The sequence below is a fragment of the Arthrobacter sp. TmT3-37 genome (assembly GCF_054510835.1).
Genome location: NZ_JBTNDU010000003.1, coordinates 108,041 through 124,966, shown reverse-complemented (window position 1 = coordinate 124,966; position 16,926 = coordinate 108,041). Strand labels below are relative to the sequence as shown.

Annotated in this window: 11 protein-coding genes and 1 pseudogene; 4 read left to right on the top strand and 8 right to left on the bottom strand. The window is 70.9% G+C overall.

The window, feature by feature from the left end; translation table 11 throughout:
• Positions 1-5 precede the first annotated feature (5 nt).
• The 3 genes from cydC to ACX80U_RS05535 all read right to left on the bottom strand — a co-directional run bounded on the left by cydC (position 6) and on the right by ACX80U_RS05535 (position 6,196).
• Positions 6-3,476 (bottom strand): thiol reductant ABC exporter subunit CydC, encoded by a 3,471-nt coding sequence (cydC, locus tag ACX80U_RS05545; RefSeq protein WP_459267696.1) that lies wholly within the window; start codon positions 3,474-3,476, stop codon positions 6-8.
• Between the two features lie 20 nt (positions 3,477-3,496).
• Complete coding sequence (gene cydB, locus ACX80U_RS05540) at positions 3,497-4,519, bottom strand: cytochrome d ubiquinol oxidase subunit II (protein ID WP_459267695.1); 1,023 nt, start codon at positions 4,517-4,519, stop codon at positions 3,497-3,499.
• Between the two features lie 81 nt (positions 4,520-4,600).
• A complete protein-coding gene (locus ACX80U_RS05535) occupies positions 4,601-6,196 on the bottom strand; it encodes a cytochrome ubiquinol oxidase subunit I (RefSeq protein ID WP_459267694.1) in 1,596 nt (531 codons plus the stop codon).
• A 223-nt stretch (positions 6,197-6,419) separates the two neighbouring features.
• Between ACX80U_RS05535 and ACX80U_RS05530 the strand changes: the two genes are divergently transcribed.
• From ACX80U_RS05530 to ACX80U_RS05520, 3 genes are all read left to right on the top strand, one after another.
• Positions 6,420-6,788 (top strand): BlaI/MecI/CopY family transcriptional regulator, encoded by a 369-nt coding sequence (locus tag ACX80U_RS05530; RefSeq protein ID WP_133081698.1) that lies wholly within the window; start codon positions 6,420-6,422, stop codon positions 6,786-6,788.
• A 7-nt stretch (positions 6,789-6,795) separates the two neighbouring features.
• Positions 6,796-7,788: a M48 family metalloprotease gene (locus tag ACX80U_RS05525; protein ID WP_133081697.1), complete on the top strand. Its 993-nt coding sequence runs from the start codon at positions 6,796-6,798 to the stop codon at positions 7,786-7,788.
• A gap of 252 nt (positions 7,789-8,040) precedes the next feature.
• Positions 8,041-8,355: a hypothetical protein gene (locus ACX80U_RS05520; RefSeq protein ID WP_133081696.1), complete on the top strand. Its 315-nt coding sequence runs from the start codon at positions 8,041-8,043 to the stop codon at positions 8,353-8,355.
• 154 nt (positions 8,356-8,509) lie between these two features.
• Here ACX80U_RS05520 and ACX80U_RS05515 read toward each other — a convergent pair whose 3' ends face one another.
• Positions 8,510-10,618 carry a DNA gyrase/topoisomerase IV subunit B gene (locus tag ACX80U_RS05515; RefSeq protein ID WP_459267693.1) on the bottom strand — a complete coding sequence of 703 codons (2,109 nt, stop codon included), beginning with the start codon at positions 10,616-10,618 and terminating at the stop codon, positions 8,510-8,512.
• A 248-nt stretch (positions 10,619-10,866) separates the two neighbouring features.
• Between ACX80U_RS05515 and ACX80U_RS05510 the strand changes: the two genes are divergently transcribed.
• Positions 10,867-11,088 carry a DUF7455 domain-containing protein gene (locus tag ACX80U_RS05510; RefSeq protein ID WP_133081694.1) on the top strand — a complete coding sequence of 74 codons (222 nt, stop codon included), beginning with the start codon at positions 10,867-10,869 and terminating at the stop codon, positions 11,086-11,088.
• Between the two features lie 284 nt (positions 11,089-11,372).
• Here ACX80U_RS05510 and ACX80U_RS05505 read toward each other — a convergent pair whose 3' ends face one another.
• From ACX80U_RS05505 to ACX80U_RS05490, 4 genes and pseudogenes are all read right to left on the bottom strand, one after another.
• Entirely contained in the window at positions 11,373-12,578 is a 1,206-nt protein-coding gene (locus tag ACX80U_RS05505; protein ID WP_459267692.1) for an RNA polymerase sigma factor, read from the bottom strand.
• Positions 12,579-12,827: 249 nt separating this feature from the next.
• On the bottom strand, positions 12,828-14,264 hold the full coding sequence (locus ACX80U_RS05500) for a DUF4192 family protein (protein WP_459267691.1): 1,437 nt from the start codon (positions 14,262-14,264) through the stop codon (positions 12,828-12,830).
• An 89-nt stretch (positions 14,265-14,353) separates the two neighbouring features.
• A complete protein-coding gene (locus tag ACX80U_RS05495; RefSeq protein ID WP_459267690.1) occupies positions 14,354-15,697 on the bottom strand; it encodes an MFS transporter in 1,344 nt (447 codons plus the stop codon).
• 308 nt (positions 15,698-16,005) lie between these two features.
• Positions 16,006-16,899: pseudogene (locus tag ACX80U_RS05490) on the bottom strand (proteasome assembly chaperone family protein); the annotation flags it as partial.
• Between the last annotated feature and the right edge of the window lie 27 nt (positions 16,900-16,926).

Genomic DNA, 16,926 nt, shown 5'->3' with positions numbered 1-16,926 from the left:
GGCGCCTAGCCCCGCTCGGCGCCCGTGCGGGCTCCCAGCGCCATGACCCCGTCGCAGAGCGCCGCTTCGTCCCGATCGTGCGTGACGAGGAGGACGGCCGTGTCCGGGAGCCCGCGCCGCAGGTCCGCGAGCAGCGAGCGGGCACCCTCGGCGTCGAGGTGCGCCGTGGGCTCGTCCAGGAGGACGACGCCGGAGCGGGTCAGCAGGGCGCGGGCGACGGCGAGCCGCTGCCGCTGGCCGCCCGAGAGCCGGGATCCGCCGGGACCCACCGGAGCGTCGAGACCCTGCTCGAGGCCGGCGACCAGCCCGGCGAGCCCCACGGCCTGCAGTGCCGCCTTCAGCTCCGCCGGGGTGGCGGGGTCGTCGGGAGTGCGTGCGAGCTGCAGGTTCGCGCGCAGGCTCGAGTTGAACAGATGGCTCTCCTGCGGGCACCAGGCGATGCGCGGCACCTCGCCCGCCGTCACCGGCCGGCCGTCCACCAGCAGCCTGCCGTCCTCGAGGGGCAGGAAACCCAGGAGGGCTCCGATGACGGTCGACTTGCCGCTGCCGGAGGGTCCGGTGAGCCCTGTCCAGCGTCCCGGACGGAGGTCGAGATCGACGTCCTGCACCACGGGATGTCCGGGCTCGTAGCCGATGGCTGCCCGGTCCAGGGCCACCGTCCGCACCGGCAGGCCGGCCCCGGGGCCCCGATGGCCCTCCGCGCCCGTGGTGGATGCACTGAGCGAGGGCTGGATGCGCCGTGTGGCGGCCGCCAGCGGACCCCAGTGCTGCACCGCCGAGCTCCCGGCGACGAACGGCTCCACCAGGGCGAGTTGCATGAGGACCAGGACGGCGGTGAGGTCGGCGGGCAGGCCGGTGGCCGTCGTGAGGATGCCGAGGGACGCGGCGCAGCAGGCCGCCACGATCACCGCCGTCGAGGTCCCGGCCGCCGCCGCCGACCGGCGGGCGGCTGCTGCGGCGCGGCGGTCGAGTCGCCGGGTGGAGCCCAGCGCCGCGTGGTGCGCGCCGTTCACCCGCAGGTCCGGCGCTGCCCTCAGCAGGCCGGTGACGCGCTGGAGCGCGTCGGCGCGGACCTGCACGGCGGCTGCTCCGGCGGCCCGCTCCCGGACCACGGCGATCAGCGGGGCGACGACGAGGGCGGCGCCGACGGACAGGGCCTGCCAGCCGAGGGACGCGGGATGCAGCGCGGCGGTGGCGGCCAGCGCGGCGACCCCCGTGAGGACCGCGGTCGCGAAGGGCAGCAGGGCACGCGAGGACAGGTCCCGCAGTTCGTCGATGTCACCGACGAGACGTTCGATCCCGCCCGAGCCGCGGGCGAGCAGCCGCCAGGCGCGGCCCGCCCCGAGGAGCCCGGTCCACAGGCGCAGCCGGGTCTCGTCGGCGCGGTGGAAGACGGCACGGTGCAGCCAGAGGCGCTCCTCGTAGCGCAGGAGGGAGCGCCCGATGCCGAAGAACCGGACGCCGACGATCGCGGTGAGGAGATGGAGGATGGGCGGCTGCTCGGCGGCGCGGACGATCAGCCAGCCGCTGAGCGCCGTCAGTGCGACGGCGAAGACCGAGGCGCCGAGCCCCAGCCCCGCGGCCGCCAGGAACCGGCGGTTCCACGGCCGGACCAGGACCAGCACGTCGCGCGCGCCGGCGAACCACGACGTGCCGGGACCGGCGGCGCGAGCGCCCGGGAGGACGTCCGGTCCCGGGGCCTGCGGCCTGTCCGTACCAGGCGTGCCGGCCGGTGCCGGACGGGCGGCTCCGAGGGTCGCATCCCGCCGTCCCCCCACGCCGAGCCGCACCTCGGCCGATGCGATGGCGGCCGTCTCGTCGTCGTGCGCGATCAGGAGGACGGCCAGCCCTGGCCGGCGCCCCTCGATGGCGGTGCGGATGGCACGCGATGCTGCGGGATCCACGTGCGCCGTGGGCTCGTCGAGCAGCAGGAGCCGGACCGACGGATCCTGCGCCCGCAGCAGCGCGCGTGCGACGGCGACCCGCCGCAGTTCACCGGGGCTCAGCTCCCCCGTGTGCCGCCCAGCGAGGTCCGCGGCGCCGACGGCGGCGAGCCCGGTCCGGAGGGCGGGGTCGTCCTCGGACAACCCGGCGTACAGCGCGAGTTCGGCGCGGACCGTGTCCATCACGAGTTCGGGATGCTGCGGGACCCAGGCGATGCCGCCGTCCACCGGCCCTGCGATGCTCCCCTGCAGCCGGAGCCCGGCCGGTGCCGCCGCTCCCCCGGCCAGCGCCCGCATCAGGGTGGACTTGCCCGAGCCGCTCGGGCCCCGCAGCGCCGTGATGGAGCCCGATCCGAGGACGAACGACACGTCCTCGAAGACCGGCTCCCGGACGCCGTCGTACCCGGCCGTCAGCCGATCGACGCGGAGGAGGACTCCGGTCTCCTCCCGCACTGCGGGAGCGGAGGCGGACGACAGCCCGGAACGGGAGGGAGCCACCGGGGCGTCGACGACCGCCCGGACCCGGGCTCCGGCCTCCTCGCCGTCCTCGCTGGCGTGGTGGGCCGCACCGACGTCGCGCAGGGGTCCGTAGCACTCGGGCGCGAGGATCAGCGCGATGAGGGCCGTCTCCAGGCCGAGGTCCCCGTGGATGAGGCGCACACCGGCGAAGACCGCGACGACGGCGACGGAGATCGTGCTGATGAGCTCGAGCGCGAGGGACGAGAGGAAGACCGTGCGCAGCGTGGTCATGGTGCGGGACGTGTAGGTGCCGGCGATGTCGCGCAGGGCACGCGTCTGCTCGGCGGCACGCCCCAGGCCCACGAGGACGGGCAGGCCCCTGGCGAGTTCGAGGAGGTGGTCGGACAGTCTCCCCAGCGCGTCCGCGGCCTGCCGCGTCCGCTCCTGGGTGTGGAGGCCGATGAGTGCCATGAAGACGGGCACGAGCGGGACGGTGAGGACGATGATGAGGGCGCTCACCCAGTCGGCGGCGAGGATCCGTGCGCCGACGATCAGCGGCACCACGGCGCAGGTGATGAGCGCGGGGAGGTACTGCGCGTAGTACTTGTCCAGGCCGTCGAGTCCGCGGGTGAGCAGTACCGCGAGGGAGCCCTGCCCGCTGCCGGCAGGAGCGGCCTGCGTGGTGCCGCCGTCGTCCAGCACGCGCACCAGGGCGGCCTCGCGCAGGCGCTCGCGCACGCCGAGGGCGAGGCGGGCTGCCGTGGCGTCCTGGCCCCACGCCGCGATCGTACGTAGCGCGGCACCGAGGACGCCTTGCAGCAGGACGGCCCGGACGTCCGGCGACCCGCTCGCGACGGACGCGATGCCGAGCGCGAGGGCCTGGGCCATGAGGACCAGCCCTGCGGCCCGGGTCGCGGCGAGGACGCCGAGAAGGTAGACGGCCGACGTCGAACCGGCCGCCCCCGCCGGCCCGCCGGACCTGAGCACGGCCATCGGGGACGGGCGGCGGGGCGCCTGCCCGTCCCCGCCCGCGCCGGTCCCCGCGGCGGCCGGTGGGGTGCTATACGGCCGCATGGCCGTCCTGGTGGCTCCGCTCACAGGGCTGTCACCGCGTGGGCGGCCGGGATGCTCGCCTCCGACACGCGCCGCCGGAAGACCCAGTACGTCCAGGCCTGGTAGGCGAGGACGAGCGGTACGCCGAAGCAGGCCACCACGCTCATCAGTCCCAGCGTGTAGGGCGAGGACGAGGCATTCTGCACCGTGAGGTCGAACGCGGGGTCGAGTGTGGAGGGCAGGACGACGGGGTAGACCGCGCCGAAGATCGATCCCACAAGGGCCAGCATCCCGCCGCCGAGCGCCGCGAACGCCCGCCCGTCCCGGCCTCCCACGGCGGAGCGGTACGACGCGGTGAGGCACGCCACCGCGAGCACGACGGCGAGCCAGGTGACCACCGAGCCGGTGCGCACCTGCACGAGGACCGTCCAGCCCAGGAACGGGATCAGCGCGAACGGCAGGAGGCGGCGGAACAGGCGATCGGCCTGGCCCCGCACGCCCCCCTCGGTCTTGAGCGCCACGAACGCCGCGGCGTGCACGAGGCAGAACAGGACGACGGCGGCCGCGCCGAGGAGCGCCGGCGGGGTGGCCCACGCGAAAGCGCCTCCCACGCGGTCACCGTTCGCATCGAGCGGCAGTCCCGTCGTCGTCAGCGCGAGCGCGGCACCGATACCCGCCGCAGCGGTGAAGGAGCCGACGGCGATGGCCCAGTCCCAGCGGTTGCGCCAGGAGTCGCCGTCCTGCTTGCCGCGCCACTCGAAGGCGACCGCACGGAAGATCAGGCCGAGCAGCACCAGCAGGAACGGCAGGTAGAGCGCCGACAGCAGGGAGGCGTACCAGTGCGGGAAGGCTGCGAAGGTCGCACCGATGGCGGTGACGAGCCACACCTCGTTGCCGTCCCAGACGGGGCCGACGGTGTTGAGCAGGACGCGCCGCTGGGTGTCGTTGCGGGCCAGGAGCTTCATGAGCATCCCCACCCCGAGGTCGAATCCCTCGAGGAAGAGGTAGCCGGCCCAGAGCACGGCGATCAGCACGAACCAGAGGGTGGGCAGTGCCTCGGTCATCGGGGAGCCTTCCATGGGTCAGGGTGATTCGTCGTCGCGGGGGTGATGTCGACGCCGGTGGCGGAGCTGGTGGAGGGGGTGTCAGTAGGCGAAGGCCAGGACATCGCCGTCGTCCTTCCTGCCGCCGTGCGGGCGTGCCGCGTCGTCGTCCTCGTCCTCGTCCTCGGCGGCGTGTGCGAGCTCCGGCATGGCGGACGCGGTTCCGCCGCGGACGTAGGTGACGAGGAGCCGCACCTCGACCACGAGGAGGACCGCGTACACCGAGGTGAGCACCACGAGGGAGGCGATCAGCTCGGCCAGGGAGACACCGGGCGAGACGGCGGCGGCGGTGAACATGAACACGCTGTCGATCCCCGACGGGTCCGGGTTGGGCGCGACGACGAAGGGCTGCCGTCCCATCTCGGTGAAGATCCAGCCGGCCGAGTTGGCCCCGAAGGGCGCGAGGATCCCGAACACGGCGAGTCTCATGAGCCAGCGGGACTCCGGGACGGTTCCCCTGCGCAGGACCCAGAGGGCCGCGGCGGCGGCCGCCGCGGCGATCGCGCCGAAGCCGATCATGATGCGGAAGCCCCAGTAGGTGACCTCCATGACCGGCAGATAGTCGATCTCGGTGCCGGCGCGCTCGCCGTACATGGGGTCGTCGGGCAGGGTGGTGCCGTACTTCTCCTGGTACTCGGGCAGCAGGGTGTTGACGCCCTTGACCTCGGTGGTGAAGTCGCCGTTGGCGAGGAAGGACAGCACACCGGGGACCTCGATCACCGCCGTGATGTCGTCGCAGCTCTGCGCCCCGAGGTTGCCGACGGACAGGATCGAGAAGCCCGTGCCGTCATGGCACGCTGCTTCGGCGGCGGCCATCTTCATGGGCTGCTGGTCGAACATGAGCTTGCCCTGCAGGTCACCGGTGATCCCGGTGCCGGCGAACGCGATCATCGCGACGACGGCGCCGGCCCGGGCCGAGCGGAGCCATACGGCGTGGTCGACGGCGTCCCGGGCGCCGCGCGGGTTCCCGACGACGAGGCTGCCGTCCGGACCGAGGCTGTCCAGGCCGTCGCGGCGCCGCTTCCACAGGTGGTACCAGCTGATGCCGAGGAGGAAGGCCCCGGCGACGGCGAGGGCACCGAAGACGGTGTGCGGGAAGGCGACGAGGGCCGTGTTGTTCGTGAAGACCGCCCAGGCGTCCACCATGACCGGCCGGCCGTCGACCATCTCGACACCCACGGGGTGCTGCATCCAGGAGTTCGCCACGAGGATGAAGTACGCGGAGAACACCGAGGCCAGGACGGCGGCCCACAGGCTCAGGAGGTGGATGAGGCGAGGGAGGCGTCCCCACCCGAAGATCCAGAGGCCGAGAAAGGTGGACTCGACGAAGAAGGCGAGGAGCGCCTCCATGGCCAGCGGCGCTCCGAAGACGTCGCCCACGAAGCGGCTGTACTCGCTCCAGGCCATGCCGAACTGGAACTCCTGCACCAGCCCGGTCGCCACGCCCATGATGAAGTTGATGAGGAAGAGCTTCCCCCAGAACTTCGTCATGCGGAGGTAGTGGTCCTTGCCGGTGCGGTGCCACAGGGTCTGCATGCCGGCGACCAGCAGCCCCAGCCCGATGGTGAGGGGGACCATGAGGAAGTGGTAGACAGTGGTGATCCCGAATTGCCACCTGGCAATTTCCAAGGCTTCCATGGGGCCCTTTCAGCAGCGCCTGGCGTCGGCGACGACGGAACTTCTACAACCCGTAGAAAAAGTTCTTCTACACATCGTAGAACAAATCCGCACCAATTTCTACGCGGAGTAGAAATGTCTGCGCGGACGCTGTACTTTAGAGGCATCACGCTTGATCGCTCCCTGCGGGGAGCGGATCCGGGTTCGAGGCGGACCGGGATCGCGCAGAAATTGAAGGAAGAACATGGCAACGCTCGGAGACCTCGAACGCACGGTGATGGACCTGCTGTGGACAACGCCGGAAGCGATGACCGCGAACGAACTACGGGACGCCATCGCAGAGGCGCCCTCGGGTGAGGTGGGACGCGAACTCGCCGTGACGACGGTGCTCACCGTCCTCTCGCGCCTGGAGAAGAAGGGCCTGGTCGAGCGGGAGCGCGACAGCCGCCCCCACCGGTACAGGTCGGTGACGAGCCGCGAGGACCACACGGCCGAACTCATGCACGAGGTGCTCGTGACGGCGCCGGACCGTGAAGCCGTGCTCGCCAGGTTCATCGGCAGCGTCTCCGAGGCCGAGGCCGAGACCCTCCGCAAGCTGCTCGGCGGCAGCTGACCCGCCCGTGTTCTGGGCCTCGTACCTGCTCGCTGCTCTCGCGATCATCCTTGCGTGGCCTGCGCCCATCGCGCTGTCACGGGCCTCCTGGCCCGCACGCGCGCCCTTCACGGCCATGGTGCTCTGGCAGTCGATAGCACTCGCCGGTGGCCTGTCCATGATCGGGGCCATGCTCGTCTGGGGCCTCGAGCCGCTGGGTGACAACCTCGTGTCGGCGTCGGCCGGATTCTTCACCATCCTGCTCGACGACGAATCGGCGCAGACGCTCGGCGTGGTCCACGTCTTCGCCATCAGCGCGGCGACCCTCCTGTTCGCGCACCTCCTCTTCACCCTCGCGCTGACATTCATCCGGATCCGGCGACAGCGTCGGCGCCACCGCGACATGCTCACGCTGCTCAGCTCACCCGCCGCCGACCAGCCCTCGACCCTCGTGATCAACCACCCGGCGCCCGTGGCCTACTGCCTGCCCGGCGGGGCCCGCTCCGTCACCGTCATGTCCGACGGCCTCATGGACCTCCTGTCGCGCGCCGAGCTCGACGCCGTCCTGACCCATGAGAACGCGCACCTGCACCAGCGCCATCACCTGCTGCTCTGGGCATTCGCCGCCTGGCGTTCCGCCCTGCCGTGGCTGCCGACATCGCAACTCGCGCAGCGGGCCGTCAGTGAACTGATCGAGATGCTGGCCGACGACGAGGCGCTCCGCCACGTGGACGAGCCCACGCTCGTCCGGGCGATCGCCATCGTCGGATCCGGCGCCCTGCCCTCGTCGCCGGACGCCCTCGACGATCCCCTCGCCGAAACGGGCCGGAGCGGTGGGGCGGTCCGAGCGGACGTGACCGGCGGTACCGCCGACGTGCAGTCGACGGCCCACCGGCTGCGCCGCCTGCTCACTCCCCTGCCACCCCTCAGCCGGCTCCAGCAGGGGGCAGCGCTCTCCGCGGCCGGTCTGCTGCTGGTGGTCCCTCCGGCACTCCTGGTGGCACCCGAGCTGCTCGGCTGAACCCGACCTCCCGGAAGGATGGGTGCCGCCTCCTCCTCGCCACCGGTCGATCGTCTGTGGCTCGAGCGGCCGGAAGACCGGTGACTCCTCCTCTTCCGCCTGTTCCGGGCCGTGAGTAGACTTCGCGGCACGGGCCTCAGCAGGCTCGGAGGGAGCAGACCTGCGCTGGGCAGTGTCGCGGTTTGCAACCACTACCGCGCGCATGCGTCGGCGCCCTGGAAGTTGGAGCACTTCTAGAGATCGAGGCACGTCATGCGCAAGACATTCCTACTCGGCGCCGCAGCCTGCGCCCTGGCACTGACCGGTATGGGCTCGTCCCCGGCCTTCGGGGCGGGCCCTGTGGAAAGAGGCCCTGATAAGGACCGGGTCAACTATGAGAAGGGCACGGAGCACGCCAATTCCATCTGTGCGTTCTCGGGGCAGAACGACGACCCCGAGGAGGCCTATCCGTTCGGCGGCCGGGTGCAGTCCTACGGACAGCTGGTGAGGCTCGGGCTCAAGGGTGACTTCCCGAGCCCGGGTGAGGTGTGCAGCCTGCCCTACACCCCCGGGACAGAGGCCCCCTGACGGACGGCCGGGCCGGCCCCCGGTCTCGGGGCCGGCACCGGCACTGCACTGCACTGCACTGTGCGGCACTGCACTGTGCAGCACATCCGAAGAAGGCACACCCACGACGGTTCCGGGAGTTCCGTGCGGCTCCTCCCGGAGCGGGCGGCGCCGGTCAGGCGTCGATACGGTCCCGATCGAGCGACGAAGCGCCCGCGACGATGAAGTCCTTGCGCGGTGCGACGTCGCTTCCCATGAGCAGGCCGAAGACACGCTCGGCCGACTCGGCCTCCTGGATGCGCACGCGGCGCAGGGTGCGGTGCCGCGGGTCCATGGTGGTCTCCGCGAGCTGGCCCGCGTCCATCTCCCCCAGGCCCTTGTAACGCTGGATGGGCGACTTGTACCGCTTACCCTGCTTCTCCATGGCCGCCAGCAGCCGCGTCAGCTCCGCCTCCGAGTAGGTGTAGATCATCTCGTTGGCCTTCGACCCGCCGTTGATCACCTCGACACGGTGCAGCGGTGGGACGGCGGCGTAGACGCGGCCGGCCTCCACCAGCGGGCGCATGTACCGGAAGAACAGCGTCAGCAGCAGCGTCCGGATATGGGCTCCGTCGACATCGGCGTCGGTCATCAGGATGATCTTGCCGTAGCGCCGGGCGTCCAGCTGGAAGCTCCGCCCCGAACCCGCCCCGATGACCTGGATGAGGGCGGCACACTCCGCGTTGGAGAGCATGTCCCCGACCGAGGCCTTCTGCACGTTGAGGATCTTGCCACGGATGGGCAGGAGCGCCTGGTAGTCGGAGGACCGCGCCAGCTTGGCGGTCCCGAGGGCGCTGTCGCCCTCGACGATGAACAGTTCGGAGCGCTCCTGGTCATCGATGCGGCAGTCGGCGAGCTTGACGGGCATGCTCGACGTCTCGAGGGCGTTCTTGCGCCGCTGGGTCTCCTTGTGGACCCGGGCCGAGATCCGCGACTTCATCTCGGCGACGACCTTCTCGAGCAGCAGCGCCGACTGCGCCTTGTCGTTGCGGGCGGAGGAGGACAGGCGTGCCTGCAGTTCCTTCTCCACCACCTTCGCGACGATGGCCTTGACGGCCGACGTCCCGAGGATCTCCTTGGTCTGCCCCTCGAACTGCGGCTCGGCGAGGCGCACCGTGAGGACGGCCGTCAGCCCGGCGAAGACGTCGTCCTTCTCGATCTTGTCGCTGCCCGCCTTCAGCTTGCGGGCGTTGGCCTCGATGATTTTCCGGAAGGTCTTCAGCAGCGCCTGCTCGAACCCGCTCTGGTGGGTGCCGCCCTTCGGCGTGGCGATGATGTTCACGTAGCTCCGGACCGTCGTCTCGTAGCCGATGCCCCAGCGCAGCGCGATGTCGACGTCGCAGTCGCGTTCCACCTCCGCCATCTGGCTGTGCCCGCGCTCGTCGAGGACCGGCACCGACTCCTTGAAGCGGCCGGACCCCTGGAAGCGCCACACATCGGTGACCGCGGTGTCGAGGGCGAGGAACTCGGCGTACTCGGAGATCCCGCCGTCGTGCTGGAAGACCTCCTCCACCGGACCGGACTCACCCGGCGTTCCGGGAAGTCGCCGTTCGTCGCGCAGCGTGATCCGGAGCCCCGGCACGAGGAAGGAGGTCTGCCGCGCGCGGGTCTGCAGTTCCTCGTAGGAGAACGTGGCATCGCGGGTGAAGATCTGCCGGTCGGCCCAGTAGCGGATGCGCGTGCCGGTTCGCCCGCGCTTGGCCGTGCCGACGACCTCGAGGCGCGAACCGTCGAGGAAGGGTTCGAAGGACGACTCCGGCGAGGGCGTCCGGCCGTCCCTGAAGACACCGGGCTCTCCGCGCCGGAAGGACATGGCGTACGTCTTGCTGCCGCGGTCGACGAACACGTCGAGACGGGAGGACAGCGCGTTGACGACGCTCGCTCCGACGCCGTGGAGGCCGCCCGACGCCGTGTAGGACCCGCCGCCGAACTTGCCGCCGGCGTGCAGCTTGGTGAAGACGACCTCGACGCCGGTGAGGCCGGTCTTCGGCTCGATGTCCACCGGGATGCCTCGGCCGTCGTCATGGATCTCGACGGATCCGTCCGCGTGCAGGATCACCGTGATGCTCTGGCCGTAGCCGGCCAGTGCCTCGTCCACCGAGTTGTCGATGATCTCCCACAGGCAGTGCATCAGGCCGCGGGAGTCCGTCGACCCGATGTACATGCCGGGACGCTTGCGCACCGCTTCGAGGCCCTCGAGGACCGAGAGGTGCCGGGCGGTGTAGTCCGAGGTGGGGGGTGTCACGGGGGAAGAGTCTCCTTGGCGGAACGGGCACGATCCAGGACAGGCGTCAGGAGGGTGAGGGGGAAGAGTAGGACCAGTTTATTACGTGCTGCCGACACGACGGGGAAGACGCGTCCCGAGGGCGTTCCCGGGCCTGCCGGACCCAACCCCTACCCCTGGTACGCCCGGAGCGAAAGGAGGCCCAGCCTGCGAAGGGGCGGCGACGAATAGTGGTTATATGAATACACGATCCACATGAGGAGGCTTTCATGACCACTGCAGTAGCAACTCGCGAACTCACTGCCCTGGACCGCTGCGACCGATGCGGCGCCCAGGCCTACGTGCGGGCCGTCCTTTCGTCCTCCGGTGGAGAGCTTCTGTTCTGCGGCCACCACGCGCGCGCCGTCGAAGCGAACCTGAAGCCGCTCACGTCCGAGTGGCAGGACGAGACGAAGCGGCTTCACGAGAAGCCGGCCGTCGTCGGCGACTGATCGTCGCCGGACGCCGCACCCCACGATCCGAGAACAAGCGCTCCGTGTACAGGCGCTGAAGCGTAAGGGCCCCTCCGCCAGGAGGGGCCCTTCCTGCGTCGTGGGGCGGGGACGGGATCGCAGTCCCCGCCCGGCACCGATCATCCGCCGGCGGCAGGGCTCTCCACCGGGCGGACGCGGACGGACGCGGGCGGACGCGGGCGGACGCTTACGGATGCGGCGGTACCGGAGCGGGTACGCGAAAGGGCCCTCCCGGAGGGAGGGCCCTTTCGGAGGTCCTGTGATCAGTCGAGGTAGTCCCGCAGCACCTGCGACCGCGACGGGTGACGCAGTTTCGACATCGTCTTCGATTCGATCTGGCGGATGCGCTCACGCGTGACCCCGTAGACCTTGCCGATCTCGTCCAGCGTCTTCGGCTGGCCGTCGGTCAGCCCGAACCGCATGGCGACCACGCCCGCCTCCCGTTCGGAGAGGGTGTCGAGGACCGAGTGCAGCTGCTCCTGCAGGAGCGTGAAGCTCACGGCATCGGCGGGCACGACGGCCTCGGAGTCCTCGATCAGGTCACCGAACTCCGAATCGCCGTCCTCGCCCAGGGGCGTGTGGAGTGAGATGGGCTCGCGGCCGTACTTCTGCACCTCGACGACCTTCTCGGGGGTCATGTCGAGCTCGAGCGCCAGCTCCTCGGGAGTGGGTTCGCGGCCGAGGTCCTGCAGCATCTGGCGCTGCACGCGGGCCAGCTTGTTGATGACCTCCACCATGTGCACCGGGATGCGGATGGTCCTGGCCTGGTCGGCCATGGCACGGGTGATGGCCTGGCGGATCCACCAGGTGGCGTAGGTCGAGAACTTGAAGCCCTTGGTGTAGTCGAACTTCTCGACGGCGCGGATCAGGCCGAGGTTGCCTTCCTGGATGAGATCGAGGAAGAGCATGCCGCGTCCGGTGTACCGCTTGGCCAGGGACACCACGAGGCGGAGGTTCGCCTCGAGCAGGTGGTTCTTCGCCCGCTTGCCGTCGTGGATGACGAACTCGAGTTCACGCTTGAGCTTCGGATCCATGTCCGGATCGGCGGCGATCTTCTCTTCGGCGAACAATCCGGCCTCGATGCGGAGGGCGAGATCGACCTCCTGCTCGGCGTTGAGCAGTGCGACCTTGCCGATCTGCTTCAGGTAGTCCTTGACGGGGTCGGCGGTCGCGCCGGCAGAGACGACCTGCTGGGCGGGGGCATCGTCGTCATCGGCGTCCGAGTAGACGAAGCCGGTGGTGGTGCCGACCTCGGCCGCCTCGGGCTTGAGGTCCTCCGAGTCCACCTCGACGGCGGGGTCCGCTCCGTCGAGCGTATCCACCGAACCCTGTGCGTCCGAGGTCGAAGCCTTCGCGGCCGCAGCGGACGAAGCAGCTTTCGTGGCAGGCTTCTTGGCCGCTACCCGTCGCTTGGTAGTGGTGGTACCGGCGTCTGGCGACGCCGGTGCTGCTGTCTTCTTGACCGACACAGAGAACCTTTCGTACGGCGGTGTGTGGTGCCATCAGAGGGACAACACCACTATGACCCTGTCAAGTCCGCGCTGTTCACCAGAGGTGTCCGGCGAGACGGGTCCCTAGGGAACGGCCCTGCCGCCCGCGCTATTCCCCGTGGCTCCGCCTTTCGGCGTGGATCCCGGGAAATGCTCGGTGACGTTCTGGTACGCGGACCCAACCGGGTCTCACTACCATTGTCTCACGATCGGCGTCCACGCCGGAAATCATCGGCCGGGCTGTTCAGCCGTCCCGGCGTGCTGCGGGACGGCGGTCGGATCCTTCCCCGCCGCACCTGCCGGCCAGGCCGTGGACCTGCTCCTGGCCCAGGCCGGCAGCCCCCCGCGCCGGAGGAGTTCGTGCAGCAGGCGGGCGAGCCGGTACCCCGGTACCGCCCGTTCTGCGGCGTCAAGGTAGACCGCCGCCCTGGATCCGCGTCCGCGGGCGTACTCGAACCAGGCCGACATGGTGAGACCTGCGGCCCTGGCCTCACCGTCCGATACCTCCGCCAGTCGTCCGAGGACGACCGTCATGCCGTCCACGCGGTCCCAGGCGATGGCGCCGGTGAACCTGCCGGCCAGCACGTCCGCGTAGACCAGACCCGCATCGCCGACGATCGGGCCTCCACCCGGTGGTGACGCCGCGGGCGCTCTCCCCGCCCGGCCGATGCCGGTCCCCGGGTCCCGGCCACGCTCCGTCGATGCCGGCAGGCCCAGGGCCGCGCGCAGTCCGGTCGCCTCCCGCACGTCCGGCAGCACCCGGTCTCCGCGGACCGCGCCATTGTCGGCGCGTGTCCCGGCGGGTCCGGAATCGTCGAGGAGGCCGCATGCCGCGACCCCGGCCAGAGCCGTGCCCGACCCGACACTGGCACTCACCAGGAGGAAATCACGGACGGTGCGCGACTCGATACTCGCCAGGAGGAACGCCGCGACATCGGGCTCGGCGTCCACGACGAGTGCTTCCGGCCGCAGGAGGACCGCATCCCACACGTCCGATACCGCCTGGAACTGGGCCGGGGACGTCCACCGACCGGCGCAACCGGACGCGTAGCGTGCGCGGGCCTCCTCCACCACCCGGAGGCGGTGTACCGGCGAGGAGGTCCGTCGTGCCACGGACGGAGCGGCGCGGAGCACGGCGTCCGACGCCGAGGCATCGAACGCGCTTCCGCTGAAGATCAGCTCGGCGTTGAGCGGACTGAGGACCACGGCGTCGAGCGGTCGGCCGGGCCATGGGCAGCACTCCTCGTCGCTGCAGAAGTAGTCGCGCCAGGCAGAGGCCGAGACGAGCCAGCCCCCGTGGACCGGCAGTCCGGCGGCTTCCAGGACCGCTCCGACGACTCGGACCAGTCCGTGCCGGGGTGGGAGTGCCTGCCGTGGCCAGCCCTGCTTCGTGTAGACGACGAGGAGGGTGCCGTCGGCGTCGGCGTCCCCCCGCACGAAGGACACCACCCCTTCGGCGAACGCGCGGGAGTCCCTGCCGTCGGGCGGCAGGTCCACCCGCAGGGTGGCGCCGAGCCTCCGGCCCTGCGTCGTGAGGACCACGAGGCTCTCGTCGGGCAGGAATCCGAGGGCGTGCGGGACGTAGGACAGGATGTCCGCCGTGGACGAGACGGCGATGGGAGGGGACGGTGGGATGCCCGGTGCCGGGCTCGCAGGGGATGACATGCCGCCAGCCTGCTACGCGGACAGGGCTTCCGCTCGGCCCGCCGACGTCATGTGGACAAGCCCGCCGCTTGGATGGTTCCCGATGCGACCTAGTCGCCGGAGGGCCTCCGGGCAGCCTTCTCGTTCCGGCGGCGGCGGCGCTCGCGGGCCAGCGCATCGCGGATGGGCGGGACGACCACGCCTTGCTCCGCCATCCGCCGGCGCACCCTGCGCCGGGCGATGACGACCGCCACGACCCCCGCCGCCAGGAACACCAGCTGCACGGCCATGGCGAGGCGGAAGGACGCGAGGGCGTAGAGGTCACCCCGGGAGAAGCCGCTGCCGAGCAGGACGTCGAGGACGACACCGATGACGAACATCGACAGCAGGGACGCCATGAAGCCGCCGATGTTGACGATGCCCGTCGCGGTTCCCATGCGGGCCGCGGGGTTGAATGTACGGGCGAAGTCGAAGGCGATCATCGACCCCGGCCCGCCGACGGCCAGCGCGACGACCAGCAGCGTCAGCAGCGGCAGCGGAGCCGGTCCGGGGTAGAGCAGCACCGCCAGCCAGGCGGCGGCCATGAGGGCGGCGATCGCCAGCACCATGGTGGATCGCCGCAGGGGATGCCGACCCACGTACCTCCCGAGCAGTGGTCCGCAGGCGATCCCCACCGCGACGAACAGGGTCATCAGGGCGGAGGCGACACCCTCCCCCACCTTCTCCGCACGGACCAGATAGGGGTAGCCCCACATGAGGACGAAGACCGTGCCCGGGAACTGGATGGTGAAGTGCGACCACAGGCCGAGGCGCGTCCCCGGTTGTCTCCACGCCGCGGCGAGCGAGGTGCCGGTCTGCCGCAGCGTCTGCGGGGAGCGCTCGCTCCCCGCCAGCGGCGAGTCGCGGATCACGGTGATCGAGAGGACGACGGCGAGCGCCGAGAGGGCCGCGGCCGAGAGGAAGGCCGGCTGCCAGCCGAAGGTGGACAGCAGTGCCACGAACGGGATGACCGAGACCACCTGCCCGAGCTGGCCGATGATGCCCGTCCACTGCGTGAGGACCGGGATCCGCCGGGGCTCGAACCACGCGGGCAGCAGCCTCAGGACACTGATGAAGGTCGTCGCGTCGCCCGCCCCCACGAACAGCCGTCCGACGATCCCCGCACCGACCGAGTCCGCGAAGGCGAGCTGCGCCTGGCCGAGCGCCATGAGGACGCCTCCGGCGACGATGAGCGTCCTCGGCCCCCACCGGTCCACGAGGACACCGACCGGCACCTGGAGGCCTGCGTAGACGAGCAGCTGCACCACCGTGAACACGGACAGCTGCGAGGCGGAGGCGCTGAAGCGGTCCGTCGCCTCCAGCCCGGCGACACCGAAGGTGGTGCGCTGCGTCACTGCAACGAGGTAGGCGGTGACACCGGCCGCCCAGACAAGAAGTGCCCTCGAGGATCTCACAGCCCCATTATCGCGTGGCGGGTGACCCATCCACTCCCGCGTTACGGCCCGTGGCCGGCAGCGCGCCCGCGGGCGGACGGCCTGCCGTCCGGATCGCGATCCATTCGGCGACGGGGCTACGCCGCGGAGCGCGACCCCGGACCGGCCGGTCCTTCGTCGTCGCGTCCCGCGGCGTCCCCTGGTCCCGGCTCCCGGTCACGATTCTCGCCGCTGTCGTGGCTGCTGTCGTGGCTGCCGTAGTCGATGGGGCTCGCGCCCAGGAACTCCGTGTCCCAGAGCAGCGTGGACTCCTCCTCCGCCTGCGGGCTCGCGAGGTACGCCTCGACGGCCGCACCGAGCTCCTCGGCGCTGGCCAGCTCGCTGTTCTCCTTGACCAGCAGCGACCTGCGCGCGGCTCCGTCCGCGTACTCGTCGTAGCGCTTCTCGAGCGACGCGACCACCGACTGCACCTCGGCCGAATTGCCGACCTGCCGGGCGATCTGGCGCTCGACGTCGCGCCCCGTCTCGCGGAGCCGGTCCGTCGGCAGCACGAGCCGCGCGGTGGCGCCCAGGTACTCGAGTCCGGCGACGGCTGCCGGCGGATACTCGGCCTCGGAGAGGTAGTGGGGCACGTGGATGACGTGACCCACGACGTCGTTCCCCGCCTCGACGAGGCGCAGCTCGAGCACGTGACCGATGGACGCCTGCAACTCCGCGGTCGGGCGCCAGGCGTTCATGCCGTCGATCAGGTCGGACCGGTTGCCGTGCAGGGTCACCCCGATGGGTCGCGTGTGCGGGACCGGCATCGGGATGGCATGGATCCAGGAGACGAGCGGCACCTCGAGGTCCTCCACCAGGCCGACGACGGCGCTCGCGAAGCGCTCCCACTGCAGATCAGGTTCGACGCCGGTCAGGAGCAGGAACGGCTCCCCCAGTCCGTCGAACAGCCGGTGCAGCTCGAGCCGGTGCGGCTGGTAATCGGTCAGGTGGTCCTCGGCGAACGTGATCTTCGGGCGACGGCCGCGGTAGTCCATGAGCTGGTCGGCGTCGAACTCGGCCACCAGCTCGTGCTCGAGGACTTCGAGCAGCTCCTCGCTGACCTGCGAGACGACGTGTCCGGCATCCAGGAAGCCGGTGAGGCTCACGAGCAGGGGGAGCCCCTTGATCCGCGGGTCGCCGAAGACGTCGGCGTCGGTGTTGTACAGGGTTCGTGGATCCAGCATGGCTCTCTCCTCCGGTCGGGTCCTGTT

Bases quoted from the DNA above. Each gene is read 5' to 3' on its own strand.
- ACX80U_RS05535 (WP_459267694.1), bottom strand. From the start codon at position 6,196: ATGGAAGCCTTGGAAATTGCCAGGTGGCAATTCGGGATCACCACTGTC.
- ACX80U_RS05510 (WP_133081694.1), top strand. From the start codon at position 10,867: ATGACCACTGCAGTAGCAACTCGCGAACTCACTGCCCTGGACCGCTGC.
- ACX80U_RS05500 (WP_459267691.1), bottom strand. From the start codon at position 14,264: ATGTCATCCCCTGCGAGCCCGGCACCGGGCATCCCACCGTCCCCTCCC.
- ACX80U_RS05530 (WP_133081698.1), top strand. From the start codon at position 6,420: ATGGCAACGCTCGGAGACCTCGAACGCACGGTGATGGACCTGCTGTGG.
- ACX80U_RS05520 (WP_133081696.1), top strand. From the start codon at position 8,041: ATGCGCAAGACATTCCTACTCGGCGCCGCAGCCTGCGCCCTGGCACTG.
- cydC (WP_459267696.1), bottom strand. From the start codon at position 3,476: ATGCGGCCGTATAGCACCCCACCGGCCGCCGCGGGGACCGGCGCGGGC.
- cydB (WP_459267695.1), bottom strand. From the start codon at position 4,519: ATGACCGAGGCACTGCCCACCCTCTGGTTCGTGCTGATCGCCGTGCTC.